This window comes from Hymenobacter rigui (genome assembly GCF_003944715.1).
Taxonomy (GTDB): domain Bacteria; phylum Bacteroidota; class Bacteroidia; order Cytophagales; family Hymenobacteraceae; genus Hymenobacter; species Hymenobacter rigui.
The window spans coordinates 29,312-46,768 of the sequence record NZ_RWIT01000009.1 but is presented as its reverse complement, the minus strand read 5'-3'; the positions used below and the strand labels follow the sequence as shown (position 1 = coordinate 46,768).

Here is a 17,457-nt window from a genome sequence, read left to right as displayed (position 1 = left end):
GACAGGAAAGTATGTAAACAGTGCAGCAGCCGTTTTAATTTCCGGTCTTAGCGTTCCACCACGGCTATTTTGCTCACGCAGCCATTTTTGCCATCCGCATCCGACGACAGCACCAGGTACACGCCCGACTGCACCCGGCGGCCATTGTAGTCCTGCAGGTTCCAGGTAACGGCCCCGCCGTTGGCGCGGGTCTGGTACACCATTTTGCCGGTTACATCGGTGATTTTCACGAAGCCGTTGTTGGCTATGCTGGTAATACCCACCTGACCAGTAAAATCGGTGCGGACGGGATTGGGGAAGACCTTGGCGCAGCTGGGCTTGCCTTCTGTCACGGTAGCATCACCGCGGTAGGATACGGTGCCGGCATCCGTCACCACGAATACCTCCCCGGTTTTATCGTTCACCTCCACATCCACAATCTGGTTGGAGGGCAGGGGGCTGTTATCGGTGGTGAAGTGCAGCAGAGCTTCGGAAGCATCGGCGTTGAACAGCCACAGGCCCCGCTCGGTACCAAACCACTTACGGTTGCCGCCATCCACGGCAATAGCCCGAATCCGCTCGTTGAATAGGGCCGGAAAACCGGTGCCCGCTCCCCGGCGCACGTACGGCAACCCGAATTTCAGGTCGAGGCTGGTTTCAAAGGCGCTGGTAGCCTCAGCGAATACAACCGGGCCTTTATCCGTGGCCACCCAGATATTGCCGCTACGGTCCTTTACAATATCGTAGGATTCGCGAATATTGACCGTGGTATTATCAAAGCCGTAAGCATCTGTATAATACCGCACGCTTTTTGTGCCGGGCTGATACGCCACCACCCCAATACCGCTGCGGCGGCTACCTACGGCCCACAGGTCACCGGCGTCATCGAGTACCAGCCGTTCCAGGTTTTCACTGCCGCTGAAATAATCCACTATCTGCCAGCTGCTGGCAATTGGGTTAAATACAAACACACCCGACTGCCCAACAATCTGGTGGCGGTTGAGCACCCATACTTTGCTCTGAGCATCGGTGGCTACGTCAGGAACACGGGTGTATTTCGGATCGGGAATGGCGCTGCGCAGCGGGTTGGGCAGGTTGGTAGTCGGGTTGAACAGGCGAAACTCCCCGGGGCCTTTCCATTCCAGCAGCCCGTTGCCGTAGCTGCCCACGTACAGCGTACCATCGGGTGTGCGGGTGCCCCGGGTCAGGTCTTTAGGATTGGGGTACTGCGCCGGGTTGGGCTGCGTCTGGGGGGTGATATTGGTCCAGCGGCCATCGGCATACTCGAAAAAGCCCCGATAAAAGTCCCGCTGCTCGTATTTCTCGTCGTACCCCCCCGTGAAAATATCCACCTTACCGGAACTGCCCCCAGCCAGCACACTGAAGCCCTGGGCCGCAGCCGGAGCGTTGGTCAGGAACTGCTCGGCCTGCTGCCCGTTGCTGGTTTTCAGCAGTCCGTTGGCGTAATCGGCCAGGTAATACTGGCCACCTTTAACGCGCACAGCAGCCCGGGGGTCGGCCAGCTGACCGGGCCGCAGCGTGAGGGCCGTTACCCCGTTAGTCACATTCAGCACCGTCACCTTGCTGTTATCCGTTACCAGCAGTCCGGCCAGGGAAGGCGTCAGCTGCCGGTACTCTACCCCGGTTGGAGCACCGCTGAGGGTTTGCCAGCCGCTGCCGGCCACGTACGTTACCAGCCGGTCGCCGTTGATGCCGGCCACCACGCGGCCCGCCTGCACGGCCAGCGTACGGTAGGGGTCGCCAGCCCGGGCGGGCAGGTCGGTAGTCCAGTTGCGGTAATCGAGCGGGTTGGCGCTCAGGCTAGTGCGCATCAGGCCGTTGGAGGTAGCGGCGAAGAGCGTTCCGTTCGCTACGGCCGTGGCGTATATTTTCAGCACCGAGCCGCCGGGGCCAATGTTGGTGTATGAATCCCGGATTTCGAGCTTGGCCAGATCCACCACCACAATGCCAAAGCTGCACGCCAGGTAGGCGCGCCGGGCATTGATGTGGATGTGGTTGATGGTTTTCGCGCCACTGATTTCCTTGCGGGCAATATCATTGATATTGACAATGGCCCCGTCTTTGTCGCGCAGAATATCCACGTTGGCGCTGCGGTACGCCACCACCAGCTGCTGCCCCACCGAGTCGTAGGCCAGGGCACTCACGCCCACGTCGTTCAGCCCGTCGCGGCGGGAGAGCAGCTGCGTGGTGTTGAGGCTCTTGTCGAAATAGAAAAAGGCGTTTTCGGCGGCTACGTACACCCGGTTGCCGGCATCGGCCAGGGCGCGGGCCTGGTTGGTGGGCAGGTGCAGCTGCCAGTCGCCGTACCCCACCGGGGCCTGGGCCCGGGCACTGGCTGCAGTCAATAAAAAAGCGGCAAGGCAAGCCCCGCGCAGGTGGCGTAGCACTAAAGTCATCGGCAGGAAATGGCGGCGGACGGGATGAAGTGGCAAGATAACGCCGCCGACCGTGATTTAGTGCGAAGCACCGCTGTAACCGGATTTGTCGGATTTCACGGATGCAGAAACCACCTGCCCTGAATAGACATTGCCGGTTGTGCGCCGGCTACAGACTGCGGGCCGCCCGCTCCGTGAGCGACTCGGTGGTTTTCTCTTTCATGCCCTCCTGAAAGCACACCCGGCACCGGGCCTCATACGCATCGGTCTCGCCCAGCAGAATCTTATCTTCGGAAGCCGTAACGCGGAACGAATAGGAGGCCAGCTCGCCGCAGCACACGCAAATGGCGTGCACCTTGGTCACAAACTCGGCCACGGCCATCAGGGCGGGCATGGGGCCGAAGGGCTGCCCCAGAAAGTCCATATCCAGCCCGGCCACAATGACGCGGGTGCCCCGGTTAGCCAACTGCACGCACACCTCCACCAGCGACTCATCGAAGAACTGCGCTTCGTCTACGCCTACTACGTCGCAGCCGGCGGCCAGCAGCAGCATTTCCTGTGCTACTGGTACCGGGGTGGAGCGGATACTGTTCTGGTTGTGCGACACTACGTCCTCGGCATGGTAGCGAGTATCGAGGGCGGGCTTAAAGATTTCGACATGCTGGCGGGCAATTTTGGCCCGGTTGAGCCGCCGGATCAGCTCCTCTGTCTTACCCGAAAACATCGAGCCGCACACAACTTCAATCCAGCCCCGGCGTGCTACGCCGGAGCCCGTACCAACGCGGGGTTCAATGAACATAGGGAAATGAGTTGCGGCTGAGGAAATCGGGTTACTATACTTCAAAGTACGGGGTTCGGGGGCTTCGCTCCAACCCCAAAACAGGCATACCACTTCCGCTATTTTTTCAGCTACCTGATAGTGAACGGACTACTGCGGCAGCGCCCCGTAATTCAGAAGCAACGGGGCATGCAGCCGGCAACACCCCGGCTTGGTGTTTTGGGGTGAGCGTGCCACCTTACCGGTATTGCACGTGCGGCAGCTGCGTAGCCCGGGGCACTACGGCCGTAACGGAACCTTCCGGCAGCCGGGCCTGGCAGGTAAGGCGCTCATCGGGCAACAGGCGGCCGGCCTGGCGGTAGCGCAACTCAGCGGGGGTAAGGGGCGTTAGGAGGTCGAGCCCGCTGAGTACCTGCACCCGGCAGGTAGTACAGCGGCCCCGCGCCCCGCAGGCGTGCAGCCAATCGTGGCCCGCCGCCTGGATAGCGGCCAGTAAGGTGGCACCGGCTGGTACCGCAATAGCCCCGGAGGGCATATTTTCAATCAGGAGCGTGGGCATTTTCCCTAACTTGCCCGCCAGAAACAGGCTTTCAATGAAGACCCAATATAGCCACGCCAAGCGTGAACAATACGGCCGGCTGCTGGCCGCGCTGCTCTGCGACCAGTACTTCGGGGCCCGCCCCACTGCCACCCTCGATGGCCCGGCGGTGCTGCGGTTCACGCCCGTACGGCAGGTAAACCTGTTTGTGGTACAGCAGCTGCTGAATAAGTGGACGGCCGAAATGGCCCAGCTGCGCAGCCCGTACTTTGATTTTGAAGATGCCGACGTACGACAGGCCCTCACGCAGTTTATGAACGTACTGTCGCGGCGCATCAAAATCAGCCGGCCGGCTTTTGAGCCGCTGCTGGCCGAAGCCATTACCGACACGCTCACCGGCTGCCTCGACCCCACCGAGACGTTTGCCCGCAAGCTATTGGGGGAACCCGCCAGCTATGCCCCCGAAAACCTGCGGGAAGGCCTGCGCTACCTCGATACCAATAAAAGCCTGTTTGAGGATTTCCTGAACACCCTGCCCGCCGGCAAGGAACAGGACCGGGACTACCTGATAAGCAGCTTCCGGATGCACCAGGAAAGCAACCCGGAGCAGGTGCAGCCCATTCTGGCCGTGGTGGAGCAGTTCAACGTGCTGCTGCCCCTGATGGAAGCAGAGCTTTACGAGACAGAAGAAAATTCCGCTTCCCCGAAACAGGCCCAGCCCGAGCCCGCTGTGCCTACGGCTCCCAAACCTTCGGTTCCGGCACCTGCTCCACAGCCCGAACCGACCCCTGCGCCGCCAGCCTTTGCTGCGCCGGCTCCGGTGCCTGCCGAAAAGCCCGTTGCGGAGGTACCCGCGGAACCCGCAAAGGAACCGGCACCGGCCGTAGCGCCACAGCCGGCTCCGACAGCACCCGCGCCGCCAGTCCGGCAACCGGAGCCGGCCCCGGCTGGTGTTCCCCTGTACGAAAAGCTGAAGGCGGAGCAGTCCTCAGCCCCCACCCTGAGCGAAACGCTGCGCCAGGACCGTTCCGCTACGCTGGCTGACAAAGCCCCCAAGGTAGAATCGTTGCGGGAAGCCATTTCCATTAACCAGCGGTTTGGCTTCATCAATGAGCTGTTCAACGGGGAGAACATGGAGTACCATGCCGCTATTCAGCACCTGGATACGTTGCCTGGCGCCGAGCTGGCCAAACGCTACGTAACCGAGGAGCTGGCCGCCAAATACCAGTGGGTGCGCAAGGATGAGCACATTGCGAAGCTCCTCAAGCTCATCGACCGAAAATTTAACGGGTAAGCCTGCCGGTTTGCTCACGTTCCCGGCCGGCTGGTTTCACGTCAGTCGGCCGGACGAGTTTCAGGGGTTATGTTGCACCTTATGCCTACTGCTGTTTCGTTGCGCTGGCCCCGGTGGCTCCTGGTATATGTGCTGGCGCTGGGGCTGGTGGCCGGCCCGGCGTACACCATGTACGTACACTACGATTTCTCTCACTCCCTCGACACGCGCAGCTACCTCAGCATAGCCCGGGGCAAGTTTGAGGGCGTGAACATCACCCGACGCTACCGGGTACTGGTACCAATGGCAGCTGCAGCCCTGGCGTGGCCGCTGGAGCAGGTGTATGCACACATCTGGCCCCGGCGCGCCGCCAGTGAGTGGCCGCTCCGGCTGGCTTTCTACGTGGTGAACTCCCTGCTAATGGCGGCCGCGGGGCTGCTGCTCTTCCGAACGTGCCTGCTTTACGGCGCCAGTCCGCCTGCCGCCGCGCTAGCCGTGGCGGCCGTGCTGGTCAGCCGCTGGGCCGTGTATATGGCCGGTCTGCCACTGGTCGACAGCCTGTATCTGTTGGTATTTGCACTGGCGCTGTACGGGGCGCGTAGCAGTTCCGCGGTGGCCCTGATTGCCGTGTACTTACTGGCGCTGCAGGCAAAGGAGTCGGCCGTGTTTCTGGTGCCGTGGCTGCTGCTGTATGGCCGCAGGGCCCTAGGCTGGCCGGCCCAGCTGATCTGGCTGATGGTTGGCGGCGGTATTGCACTGGCTGTCCGCCTGTGGATTGATAGCCAGCTAGGAGCTCCTCCCACAGCAAGCGTCCACAATGCGCTGGCACACCTGGAAAACATTGTTTACTCGCTTCGGAGGCTGTTTTCACTGAAGGGTGCGGGTGAAATATTCAGCATCTTCGGATTCTTCAGCCTCCTGCTGGTGGCGGGCCTGCGTAGCCGGGCTAGCCGGCGGCAGTGGCTGCCCCACCTAGGGTGGCCGGAGGTAGGGTTGCTGCTTATCGTAGCGGTACACATGCTGCTTTCCGGTGACCTGGGCCGCATGGGGTACCTAGCTGCGCCCATCTTCGCCGTTGCCGCCGCCCGAATTCTCACGTACGACGCGTTATTCAGCTGGCTGACAAACCCGGCAGCGGCCTCCGCAGCACCGGCCGCTTCGCACTAAGTCCGGCACCAGCCGCCGCTAACAGCAAAGGAAGCACCGGCACGGTAAAGCGGGCGGCTCCCAGCGGCCCCGTCACCACAGCCACGTATAGCGGCAGCACCAGCACCAGCAACCGGGCCGGCCAGGGATAACCTGCACTCCCACCGAACCGGACCAGCAACAGCAGCCGGACCACATTAGCCAGTAATAGCAGCCCCAGACTAACTATCAACCCCAGAGGCAACTGCCCCAGATACTGCACGGCTGCTCCGTAGCTTCGCTGATTCAGCAGCTGCAGCAGGCCCGAGCTGGCCGTTTGGGGCAGCTGCAGAAAATGCACCAGATCAAACCGGCCGGGGTCCAGAAAAAACGTGAGCATTCCGCGCGGCTGCTGGACCAGATAGGTGCCGGGGTGCGCCAGCAGGGCTTCTATACTTTGTTGTTGAATGTAATGCTGCCGGTCCTCAAACCCAGGCTGTTGATTAGCGGCGGCCAACGTGGCACGAACAAACTGCTCTGCTTTCTGCGGCCCCTCAGCCGCCTGCAGTACGCCCCGTACATTGTAGCGCAGCAGGTTGATTTCGGCAATGCTGGAATAGTGAAAGTAGCCTGTACGGGCCTCATTACGCGCCATCCAGAGCAGGGCTACCAGCATTGGCATGGCCAGCAGGGCAACCCAGAGTGGCCGGCGCTGCCGCCAGCCTAGTATCACCCCGGCCAGCAGCAGCAGCCCCGCAAACGGATAAAACACGGGTTTGATGAGCAGGGCAACCGCCGTGGCTACAGCGGCTCCCACCAGCGGACCGGTTTTCCGGCCGGCGCGCCAGAACCGGTCCAGGCTCAGCCATAGCACTACTACTGCCGTCTGGAGCAGTATTTCGCTCATTAGCACGTTGGCGTACACAAACTGCCCCGCGCCGGCAGCGGCCAGCAGCAAGATCAACGCCCACTGCCCGGACCGCAGCGGGCCCGCCAGCCGAACCAGCCACCGCAGCGCCAGCCCCAGATTCAGCAAACTCAGCAGATTCTGCAGCAGCAGCGTCGGCCACGGAAAGCCCGGCCCCATACCTCCCGTAAGCAGCAGAAACACCGGGTAGCCGGGCGGCCGGATGCTGTATTCCTGCCACTCCAGCGGGGCCCATAGCGGCAGCGCGTACAGCACACCCGCCTCCCGCAGGTTGCGGGCGGCCTGTACGTACCGGTCCGAATCAGGGAACAGACAGGTACCGGAACGCAGCTGCCACCCCAGTGCCAGCAGGTGCAGCAGCACCAGCCCGGCCCATACCCAGCGCGGAATACCGGGGTTACTCTGCCATGCCGGATACCTGTCAGCTGTCATGCTGCAAAGAAATGCAGGAATGCAGGAACAGGCGGACTGTTGGCTGAAGAAATAGACCTGTTATCATTTCAGCTGTTCAACTATTCCCCCATTCCATCACTCACGCATTCTGCTTAATACCGCTCCAAGTCCTGCTTGCGGTAGGCATCAATGGCCAGCAGAATGAACAGCAAGGTGGTAAACGACCAGAGGGAGGAGCCGCCGTAGCTGAAGAACGGCAGCGGAATGCCTACCACCGGCGCCAGCCCAATGGTCATGCCGATATTCACGCAGAAGTGGAAGAAGATGATGCTGGCCACGCAGTACCCGTACGTTCGGCCGAACACCGATTTCTGCCGCTCTGCCACGTAGATAATGCGTCCCAGCAGCGTCATAAAGAGAATGATAGTGACCATGGTACCGGCCCAGCCCCACTCCTCCCCCACCGTGCAGAAAATAAAGTCGGTACTCTGCTCAGGCACGAAGTCGAACTTGGTTTGGGTGCCCTGCAGGAAGCCCTTACCGGCAAACCCACCCGAGCCGATGGCAATTTTCGACTGGGTCACGTTCCAGCCCACCCCCAGCGGGTCGGCCGAGGGGTTGATGAGAATTTCGATGCGCTTGCGCTGGTGCGCCTGCAGCACGTTGTTAAAGAAGAAATCCACCCCGAACACCATCCCAATGACCACCGCCCACACGCTCAGCGACAAAGGCAAATGATGACGCCAGAGCTTGGAGTTGAATCCGAAAGCTATTGCCAGAATGAGGGTAAATGCGCCCACCAGCCACAGCTTGGGCACCAGCAGCGCCAGAATGAGAATGGCCCCGGCCGCAGCCAGAATCAGCAGGATCAGCGGCGACATGCCCTCCCGGAAGTAGGCCAGCAGAAACGCTCCGAATACCAGCGCCTGCCCGGTTTCGTTGGCGGCAATGATGAGCAGCGGCGGCAGCAGCGTGAGGCCCGCTAGCACCAGTTGGTCGCGGAAGTTCTGTTGCCGCAGGTTGATGCCGGCCATGTAGCGCGACACGGCCAGCGCCGTGATGAACTTGGCAAACTCGGCGGGCTGCAGGCGCACCGGGCCCAGCTCCAGCCAGGAACGGGAGCCCGCAATGGGCCGGGCAATAAATGGCGTTACAATCAGCAGCAGAATCATGCCCCCGTAGAGCACAAACGCAAAGGTGTCGTAGGCTTTGGAGTCAATAACCAGCAGCACCACAATCAGCACCACGGCCGTACCAATCCACAGAATCTGCTTAAACCAGTTGAACGCCATCAACTCCTGAAAACCCAGACTGCTCAGCGGGTTGGCCGGGGCGTCGGGCGAGTAGCTGGCGGCGTACACATTGAGCCAGCCCACCCCCACCATTAGCAGGTAAATGAGCACCGTCACCCAATCGATGCTGCGGCTGTAACGGGCAGGGGAAGTTGACATACGGACTATTCACTGTCATCCTGAGCGGAGCGAAGGACCTTATCACGCTACCACGTTCTGTTCACACGTGATAAGGTCCTTCGCTCCGCTCAGGATGACATACAACTCAATGGTGTCTGACAAATCGTTCGGCGGGGCCGGGAAGCCATTCTTCCCAGCGGTGCCGCCAGGGGGCCACTTTGCCGCGCAGGTATTTTTCCATGACCAAGGAAGCCAGCGGAGCGGCCGAGCTACCGCCGAAACCGGCGTTTTCGATGAACACGACAATGGCAATCTTGGGTTCTTCGGCCGGGGCGAAGGCGGCGAAGGTGGCGTGGTCGTCGCCGTGAGGGTTTTGCACGGTGCCGGTTTTGCCGGCCACCGAAATGCCTACATCGAGCAGGCTAGCGTTACCGCCGGTGCCGCCGCGGCCGTCCACCACGCCCTGCATGCCCGGAATGATTTCGTCGAAGTGAATCGGGTCGATGCCTACGGTGTGCTTCTGCTGAAACTGCGGCAGCGGCCCGCCCTGCCCGATACCTTTCACAAAGTGAGGCGTGATGTACCAGCCCCGGTTGGCAATGGTGGCCATGATGTTGGCCATCTGTAAACCGGTAATGCCAATTTCACCCTGCCCGATGGCGAGGGAATATACCGTGCGAAAGTTCCAGTGGTGGTAGCCGTTGCGCTTGTCATAGAAGTCGGACGACGGAATCAGCCCCTTCTTTTCCTGGCCCATATCCACGCCCAACTTCTCACCCAGCCCGAACTTCATCACCTGCCGCCGCCACTCGGCCAAGCCCAGGCGGGCATCCTCGAAGCGGTTGGTGGAGCGGCCCCGCATCACGGCAGTGCGCATCACCTGATAGAAGTACGGGTTGCAGCTGTTCTTGATGGCAATGCCCACGTTGCTGGGGTACTCGTGGCGGTGGGTGCAGCGCACCAGCTTCCAGTTGCATGGAAAACCCGTTTGCGGCGACACCACGCCCATTTGCAACGCCACCAGCTCATTCACCAGCTTAAAGGTAGAGCCGGGCGGGTACGTGGCCATGAGGGGTCGGTTGAACAGCGGCTGCTCGGGGTTGCGCAGCAGTTCCATATACCGGTTACCCATGCCTTTCCCCGACAGCGTGGCAGGGTCGAACGACGGGGCAGACACGAACACCAGGATTTCGCCGGTTTTGGGGTCGAGGGCCACTACCGAGCCCCGCTTGCCGGCCATCAGCTTCTCAGCGTAGTCCTGCAGCTCCGAATCGAGGCTCAGGTGCAAATCCTGCCCGGCTACCGACAGCGTATCGAACTCGCCGCCCCGGAACGCGCCTTTCTCGATGCCGCGCACGTTCACCATGCGGTACTGCACGCCGCGCCGGCCCATCAACTGGTCTTCGTAATAGGATTCCAGTCCCGTAATGCCCAGAAACTCGCCGGGCTGGTACTTGGCAAACTTCGGCTTTTCCAGAAAGGCCGGCGTAATGGCCCCCACGTAGCCCAGAGCATGGGCCATGCTGTGGGTATTGTAGGAGCGCGCCATACGAGCCTTCACACTGAAGCCCGGAAAGTCAATAAGATTGTCCTGTATGGCGGCCAGCTCGGGGGTACTCAGGTTCTGGACCAGCGGCGAAGCCTTTACCCGACTAAAGGCCCGGGCGGCTTTCAGGCTCGCGCGCACTTCCTCCACGGGAAGCTGCAGCAGCTGGCAGAAGCGTGCGGTATCCAGCTGCTTCACCTCGCGGGGCACCACCATCAGGTCGTACACCGGCGTGTTCTGCACCAGAATCTGGCCCTTCCGGTCATAGATGAGGCCCCGGTAGGGCGTCTGCACAATGCGCTGGAGCGTGTTGCGGTCGGCGGCCAGCTTGTAGCTGCCATCCAGCACCTGGATATAAAAGAGGCGTGCCGCAAACACCAGCGCGACGGTCAGGAAGATTGCCTGAACTACGTACTTGCGGCCTTCAAGGTATTGCAAAGCGGAAAAGTCTGAAAAGAAATGAGTTCCGATGCTGTCATCGGAACTACAAAGATACTTCAGGAAGTGATGAGCACCTACCGGCTCCGCCGCCGTGTGGGGAAGAACACCAGCTGAATAATCAGCAGCGTGAGGCCGGTGTAGAGCGTACTCACCACGATTTTGGCCAGCGTGATGCCCGGCACGCGGATAGAACCCAACTCAAGCAGAAAAAATGCCACGTGATGGATACTTACCAGCATGGCCAGATACACCACCATCCACTGCCAGCCCATCTGGTGGATGTTCACCGAGTCCTGGGAGTCATATCCGTCGCGGGGGGTGAGCAGGCGCAACACCCAGGGTCGCAGGTACATGAGCAGCACGGCGGCAGCGGCGTGCACCCCGCCGGTATCAAACACGGTATCCAGGGTAATACCCGTGAGAAAACCTAGCAGCAGCTGCACCACAATGGGCGTGTTGATGGGCAGAAACAGCAAAAAGCCCAGGTAAATCAGGCACCAGCCCAGGTTGAACAGCACGAAATCGGTGCCGCTGATGAGCAGCACGTAGAGGGCCAGGTACAAGATGCCCCGGCCGGCCTGCCACAGTATTTCCAGTACGCCGCCTCTCATGGTCGTTCCTCTGCTTCGGGTTTGATACCGGCCCGGACTTCCACGGTATCCCGCTCGGCCTTGGGGCGGCTGGTTACCAGGTACACGTACGTCAGGCGCGAAAAATCCACGGCCAAGCGCACCTGCACCGTCCAGAAGTTCTTATCCGGCTCCTTCACAAACGACTCAATGGTGCCGATGCGTACGCCTTCCGGGAATACGGCGTTGTAGCCGGAGGTTACCACCGTGTCGCCGCGCACCAGCTTGTTTTGGCGGGGCACGTTGTCCAGCAGCACGTGCGTCGGGTCGTCGCCCAGCCAGCGGATGGTACCAATGGTGCCGTCGCGCTGAATCCGGGCCGAAATGGTGGATTTGGAGTGCAGCACCGAGGTAATGGTGGTGTAGTGCTCCGAGGCGACTTTCACGCGGCCCACCACGCCCTCCGCCGAGACTACGCCCATACCGGGCTTCACCCCGTTTGCGGTGCCCACGTTCAGGGTCAGGTAGTTATCCACGCGTCGCTGAGTGCTGCTCACCACCCGGGCCGGAATCAGCGGATAGTCGGGGTCGTGGGCGGCCAGCTGGCGCAGGCCCAGCAGCAGGGAGTCGGGCCGGCCCAGCAACGCTAGGCGGGCCTGCGTTACGCTGTCCTTACTCACCGGCAGCGAATCGGCCTGACGGCGGCTCAGGTCGGGTGGGTACAGCTGCTGGCGCAGGCGGGCGTTTTCGTGCATCAGCTCCCGGTTCACGTCAATCAGCCGGAAATAATCCTGCACCTGGTTGCGCCAGTCCAGCACCTGCCCTACGTAGGCGTTGGAGGAGTTGAAGAAAGCGGCCCGCTGGTAGGAGCTGTTGCGCACCAGCAGATACAGGCTCAATACTTCCAGCACCGCAAATACCAGGATGCCCCGGTAGCGAAACAGAAAGTTGAGCAGGTTATTCATGGAAGGAGCTAGAAGCTAGGAGGCAGGAGCCAGAAGCTACGAGTCGGCAATAGTATGATAACTACCCTCTCCTTAGCTCCTAGCTCCTACCTCCTAGCTCCTCTATACTACGTCAGCAGGACGCTGCGGAAGGCTTGGATATTTTTGATGGCGGCACCGGTGCCGCGCACTACGGCGCGCAACGGGTCCTCGGCAATGTGAATGGGCAGCTTGGTTTTGGCTGCTAGGCGCTTATCCAGCCCGCGCAGCAACGCGCCACCACCGGTCAGATGAATCCCGTTTTCGTAGATGTCAGCCGACAGCTCGGGCGGCGAAATCTCCAGGGCCTTCAGGACGGCCTCCTCAATTTTGGCCACCGACTTATCCAGGGCAATGGCAATTTCTGAGGACGTTACTTTGATAACCTTCGGAATACCGGTCATCAGGTCGCGGCCGCGCACCTCAAAGTCGGGCGGGGTTACTTCCAACTCGGTCAGGGCCGCGCCTACTTCAATTTTGATGCGCTCCGCGGAACGCTCCCCAATGAGCAGGTTGTGCTGGCGGCGCATGTAGTCCAGAATGTCCTGGTTGAATACGTCGCCGGCCGTTTTGATGCTCTGGTCGCACACGATACCCGACAGGGCAATTACCGCAATTTCGGTGGTACCGCCCCCGATGTCGATAATCATGGAGCCCACGGGCTGCTCCACATCGATGCCGATGCCGATGGCGGCGGCCATGGGCTCCTGAATCATCCACACCTCCTTGGCCCCGGCGTGCTCAGCAGAGTCGCGCACGGCACGCTTTTCCACCTCCGTAATACCGCTCGGAATACAGATAACCATGCGGTGGGAAGGCTGGAACAGGCGGGTGCGGGTATCAATCATCTTGATAAGCCCTTTTATCATCTCCTCCGCGGCGTGGAAGTCGGCAATTACGCCGTCCTTCAGTGGGCGGATGGTTTTGATGTTGTCGTGGGTTTTTTCGTGCATCTGCTGCGCCTGCCGACCCACGGCAATTACTTTATTGGTAGTGCGGTCTTTTGCAATGATGCTCGGCTCATCCACCACGATTTTATCGTTGTGAATGATGAGCGTGTTGGCCGTGCCCAGGTCAATGGCTATGTCGCTGGTCAGAAAATTGAAGAAACCCATCGAGTAACGGCAAGTGAATGAGAACGGGCTGGTTGCGCCCGTTAAAAGTGGGGGCAAAAGTAAGCAAGTTTCAGCGAAGCCCGGCATCCGGGCGTATCAATCTGAAACGGTTGGCAGCGGATGTTGTCCCACTGCGGGAGGAAGTCCGGCGTCCCCAACGAACAAAGCCGGCTTTGATTGCCCGCTCCGCTCCACAGAGCCGCTAACCCATTGTTTTTCAGACTCAAAATCTACTCAACGCATAAGCCCCGACCTGGCTGGCCGGGGCTTGTCGTAGTGCGAAGCAAAGGCTTCGTGTTACAGCCTGTTAGTGCTTGAAGTGCCGTACGCCGGTGAGCACCATAGCCATGCCCAGGCGGTTGCAGGCGACAATGCTGTCCTGGTCCTTGATGGAGCCGCCGGGCTGCACCACGGCGCGGATACCGGCTTCGCCGGCAATTTTCACGCAGTCGGGGAAAGGGAAGAAGGCATCGGAGGCCATAACGGCCCCTTGCAGGTCGAAGCCGAAGCTGCGGGCCTTCTCAATGGCTTGGCGCAGGGCATCCACGCGGGAAGTCTGACCCACACCCGAGGCCAGCAGCTGGCCAGCCCGGGCCAGCACAATGGTGTTGCTCTTGGTGTGCTTGCACACTTTGAGGGCAAACTCCAGGGCGGCCACTTCCTCGGTCGTAGGGGCCGATTCGGTAACGGTGCGGAAGTCGGCGGCTCCTTCCACCACTTTGTCGAAATCCTGCTCAATTACACCGTTCAGCAGGGTTTTCACTTGCTTGGTGGGGAACTGCACCGGCTTCTGGCGCAGCAGGATGCGGTTTTTCTTGCTTTGCAGCACCGTCATGGCGGCTTCATCGAACTCGGGGGCAATCAGCACCTCGAAGAACAGCTTGTTCAGCTCCTCGGCCGTGGCGGCATCCACGGGCTTGTTCACGATAATCACCCCGCCAAACGCCGATACCGGGTCGCAGCTGAGGGCGTTGAGGTAGGCTTGGTGCAGGGAATCGGCCTGGGCTACGCCGCAGGCGTTGGTGTGCTTGAGAATGGCGCAGGCGGCGGGGCCGGCCGCGTCAAACTCCTGCATCAGCAGCACGGCCGCGTCCACATCTACCAGGTTGTTGTAGCTGAGCTGCTTGCCGTGGAGCTGGTCGAACAGGGCCGACAGGTCGCCGTAGAAAGTGCCGGCCTGGTGGGGGTTTTCGCCGTAGCGCAGCGGGGTGGCGGGTTTTTCGGAAAGTTTCAGGGCCGCGCCGCTCAGCTCGGTGCCCTGGGCCATGTACCGGAAAATCTGGGTGTCGTAGTGCGAGGTGGCCTCGAAGGCGGCGGCGGCGTAGTGGCGGCGGTCCTCCAGGTCAGTAGCGCAGCCTTTGGCCTGCAGCAGTTCGGTTACGGCCGCGTACTGGTCACGGGAGCTTACCACCAGCACGTCGCGGAAGTTTTTGGCCGCGGCGCGCAGCAGCGAGATACCGCCGATGTCAATCTTCTCGATAACATCGGCCTCCGCCGCGCCCGAGGCCACGGTTTCCTCAAAGGGGTACAGGTCCACAATCACCAAATCGATGGGCGGAATCTGGTGCTGCTCGGCTTCCTGCAGGTCGCCGGCTTCGTGGCGGCGGTGCAGAATACCACCGAATACTTTGGGATGCAGGGTTTTGACGCGGCCGCCAAATACGGCCGGAAACCCGGTCAGGCTTTCTACGGCCGTTACGGGTGCGCCCTGCTCCTCAATGAACTGCTGGGTACCGCCGGTGGAGTAGATGGTTACGCCGTGCTCCTTCAGCAGCGCCACCAGTGGCTCCAGCCGGTCTTTATAATACACGGAAACGAGGGCGGAACGAATGGGCTGGGCCATAGCAGGAAGGGGCTTGGTGAAAGTGTGAAATGCTGCGCGAAGGTAGGCAGCCCCAGGCGGGCCGTTGTTACGGAATTATTAACTGCGTTTCGAAAGATGCCCCCGCAAATCCTGAGGGCAGGTCCGGCGTACTGGGCAGCAGCGCCGTATGCACAGGCTCCATCGTGTTGCTTTTTTATGCCTGAGCTACCTGCTGCCGCCTCATTTCCCGCCCTCCTAAACCAGACTACCGCCGAAGCCGCTGCCGCGGAGCTGGCCCCACGCCTGTTTGCGCAGGCCGCCGCCACCGATGTAGAAGGCAATTTCCCCACCCAGGAATTTAACTGGCTGCGGGAGGCGGGGCTGCTGGTCGCTCCGTTGCCCGCCCACCTGGGCGGTGCCGGCCTCGGTACTGCTGCCCAAACGACTGCGCTGTTGAGCACCCTGCGCCACATCGGGCGCGGTAACCTGGCCGTGGGCCGGCTATACGAAGGCCACGTAAACGCCCTGCAGCTGCTGGACCGGTTTGGAGAACCGGCCCAGGTAATGCGCTGGGCCGCTGAGGCCCGGACCGGACATTTGTTTGGGGTGTGGAACACGGAGGCGCAGCCGGGTCTGCAGTTGCTGCCGACCACAGACGGCCGGTACCGCCTGCAGGGTCGTAAAACCTTCGCCTCCGGGGCCGGCTCCGTTACCCGCCCGCTGTGCACGGCCGCGTTGCCCGATGGCGGCTGGCAAATGCTGATTATTCCGGTGGATGAGCTGATTCCCCGGTACAACGCGGAGTTCTGGCAGCCATTGGGTATGCGGGCGTCGGCCAGTTTTGAGGTTGATTTCACGGGCCTGGAACTGGACGCCACCCACCTGCTGGGCCAGCCCGGCGACTATTACCGGCAGCCCTGGTTCAGCGGCGGGGCTATCCGGTTTGCGGCGGGGCAGCTGGGCGGGGCAGAGGCGGTATTCGATGAAACCCGGCGCTTCCTGCAGAGGCTACACCGTACCGACGACCCCTACCAACGCCAACGCCTGGGCGAAATGGGCATATTGATAGCCAGTGGACAGCATTGGCTGCAGGCAGCCGCCACCGTAGCAGCTACTCCGGATACCTCCCCTGAAACGCTGGTAGCCCACGCCAACCTGGTGCGCTCCGCCATTGAGGCCATTTGTCTGCAGCTGCTGCCGCTGGCGGAGCGGTGCGTTGGTGCCCGGGGCCTGCTGCGGCCCGAGCCCTTTGAGCGCCTGCACCGCGACCTGACGCACTACCTCCGCCAGCCCGCGCCCGATGCCGCCCTGGCCGATGCCGGCCGCTACGCCCTGGAAAGCCAGGAACCAGCCTACCGGTTGTGGCCATCATAGCCACAGCGGCGGCGCTTCCGTAGTAAGCAGCCTACCATCCCCTATTGGCATGTCCGGATTTTCCACCGCTGCTTACCCGCTGTTGCCGCCCGCCGCCGCGGCCAGTCTGGGCCCGACCGTAGTCCTCGCGCCGCATCCTGATGATGAATCACTGGGCTGCGGGGGGCTGCTGGCGCTGTTGCGGCAGGCAGGCCTGCCCGTCTGGTGCGTACTCGTGACTGATGGCACCATGTCGCACCCCAACTCACGCAAGTTTCCGGCGGCAGCGCGGCAGGATTTACGGCAGGCCGAATTGCAGGAGGCGTTGGCGGAGCTGACCATTCCGGAGGAAGCCCTGCACTGCCTCAGCCTGCCCGACGGAGCCGTACCACCGCCGGATACCGCCGACGGGGCCACGGCTGTGCAGCAGCTGGCCGCTTTTCTAGACGCCACCCAACCGGCTACGGTGCTGGTACCCTGGCGGCGCGACCCTCACCCCGACCACCGCGCTACGTACCTCTTATTGCAGGCCGCCGTGCAACAGTTGCCGCAGCCCCCGCGGGTGCTGGAATACGTGGTGTGGGCCTGGGAGCGAGCCGCCCCCGATGACCTGCCCCAGCCCGGAGAAGCAGAGGGCTGGCAGCTGGATATTACGCCGGTGCTGGCCCAGAAGCAGCGGGCCATTGCCGCGCACCGTTCCCAGCTGCCCGGCTCCCCCATCGACGACGACCCGACAGGTTTCACGCTGGCCCCCTCCATGCTAGCGCACTTTGCCCAACCGCAGGAAGTATATCTGGAAGCTGTCCAGGCTTAACCTTTTTCTT

At 61.5% G+C, this 17,457-nt stretch carries 14 protein-coding genes; 4 read left to right on the top strand and 10 right to left on the bottom strand.

Annotated elements, in window-relative coordinates; genetic code table 11:
• Positions 1 to 47: 47 nt before the first annotated feature.
• The 3 genes from porZ to EI291_RS15375 all read right to left on the bottom strand — a co-directional run bounded on the left by porZ (position 48) and on the right by EI291_RS15375 (position 3,712).
• On the bottom strand, positions 48 to 2,396 hold the full coding sequence (gene porZ, locus EI291_RS15385; protein ID WP_125421806.1) for a type IX secretion system anionic LPS delivery protein PorZ: 2,349 nt from the start codon (positions 2,394 to 2,396) through the stop codon (positions 48 to 50).
• A gap of 148 nt (positions 2,397 to 2,544) precedes the next feature.
• Entirely contained in the window at positions 2,545 to 3,174 is a 630-nt protein-coding gene (locus tag EI291_RS15380; RefSeq protein ID WP_125421803.1) for a thymidine kinase, read from the bottom strand.
• Positions 3,175 to 3,391: 217 nt separating this feature from the next.
• Positions 3,392 to 3,712, bottom strand: coding sequence for a 2Fe-2S iron-sulfur cluster-binding protein (locus EI291_RS15375; RefSeq protein ID WP_125421800.1), 321 nt, complete (start codon positions 3,710 to 3,712; stop codon positions 3,392 to 3,394).
• A gap of 34 nt (positions 3,713 to 3,746) precedes the next feature.
• Between EI291_RS15375 and EI291_RS15370 the strand changes: the two genes are divergently transcribed.
• Together EI291_RS15370 and EI291_RS15365 are read left to right on the top strand one after the other, a co-directional pair.
• Positions 3,747 to 4,985, top strand: a complete 1,239-nt coding sequence (locus tag EI291_RS15370; protein WP_125421797.1) for a hypothetical protein — start codon at positions 3,747 to 3,749, stop codon at positions 4,983 to 4,985.
• An 81-nt stretch (positions 4,986 to 5,066) separates the two neighbouring features.
• Positions 5,067 to 6,131 (top strand): hypothetical protein, encoded by a 1,065-nt coding sequence (locus tag EI291_RS15365; RefSeq protein WP_125421794.1) that lies wholly within the window; start codon positions 5,067 to 5,069, stop codon positions 6,129 to 6,131.
• Here EI291_RS15365 and EI291_RS15360 read toward each other — a convergent pair.
• The 7 genes from EI291_RS15360 to purH form a co-directional block, all read right to left on the bottom strand.
• The gene (locus tag EI291_RS15360) at positions 6,076 to 7,449 is read right to left on the bottom strand and encodes a hypothetical protein (RefSeq protein WP_125421791.1); all 1,374 of its coding nucleotides are present in this window, start codon (positions 7,447 to 7,449) and stop codon (positions 6,076 to 6,078) included. The two genes, EI291_RS15365 and EI291_RS15360, sit on opposite strands and share 56 nt — an antisense overlap.
• Positions 7,450 to 7,562: 113 nt before the next feature.
• A complete protein-coding gene (gene rodA, locus EI291_RS15355; RefSeq protein WP_125421788.1) occupies positions 7,563 to 8,861 on the bottom strand; it encodes a rod shape-determining protein RodA in 1,299 nt (432 codons plus the stop codon).
• 106 nt (positions 8,862 to 8,967) lie between these two features.
• Positions 8,968 to 10,806: a penicillin-binding protein 2 gene (gene mrdA / locus EI291_RS15350; RefSeq protein ID WP_125421784.1), complete on the bottom strand. Its 1,839-nt coding sequence runs from the start codon at positions 10,804 to 10,806 to the stop codon at positions 8,968 to 8,970.
• A 77-nt stretch (positions 10,807 to 10,883) separates the two neighbouring features.
• Complete coding sequence (locus EI291_RS15345; RefSeq protein ID WP_125421781.1) at positions 10,884 to 11,420, bottom strand: hypothetical protein; 537 nt, start codon at positions 11,418 to 11,420, stop codon at positions 10,884 to 10,886.
• A complete protein-coding gene (gene mreC / locus EI291_RS15340) occupies positions 11,417 to 12,343 on the bottom strand; it encodes a rod shape-determining protein MreC (protein WP_125421779.1) in 927 nt (308 codons plus the stop codon). The genes EI291_RS15345 and mreC overlap by 4 nt, the downstream gene beginning before the upstream one ends.
• 107 nt (positions 12,344 to 12,450) lie before the next feature.
• Positions 12,451 to 13,476, bottom strand: a complete 1,026-nt coding sequence (locus tag EI291_RS15335; protein WP_125421775.1) for a rod shape-determining protein — start codon at positions 13,474 to 13,476, stop codon at positions 12,451 to 12,453.
• A 307-nt stretch (positions 13,477 to 13,783) separates the two neighbouring features.
• Positions 13,784 to 15,319, bottom strand: a complete 1,536-nt coding sequence (gene purH, locus EI291_RS15330) for a bifunctional phosphoribosylaminoimidazolecarboxamide formyltransferase/IMP cyclohydrolase (protein ID WP_125421772.1) — start codon at positions 15,317 to 15,319, stop codon at positions 13,784 to 13,786.
• Positions 15,320 to 15,496: 177 nt separating this feature from the next.
• On the opposite strand from purH, the gene EI291_RS15325 reads away from it, so the two are divergent.
• Positions 15,497 to 16,654: an acyl-CoA dehydrogenase family protein gene (locus EI291_RS15325; protein WP_125421769.1), complete on the top strand. Its 1,158-nt coding sequence runs from the start codon at positions 15,497 to 15,499 to the stop codon at positions 16,652 to 16,654.
• A 49-nt stretch (positions 16,655 to 16,703) separates the two neighbouring features.
• Complete coding sequence (locus tag EI291_RS15320; RefSeq protein WP_125421766.1) at positions 16,704 to 17,447, top strand: PIG-L deacetylase family protein; 744 nt, start codon at positions 16,704 to 16,706, stop codon at positions 17,445 to 17,447.
• The last annotated feature ends 10 nt before the right edge of the window (positions 17,448 to 17,457 follow it).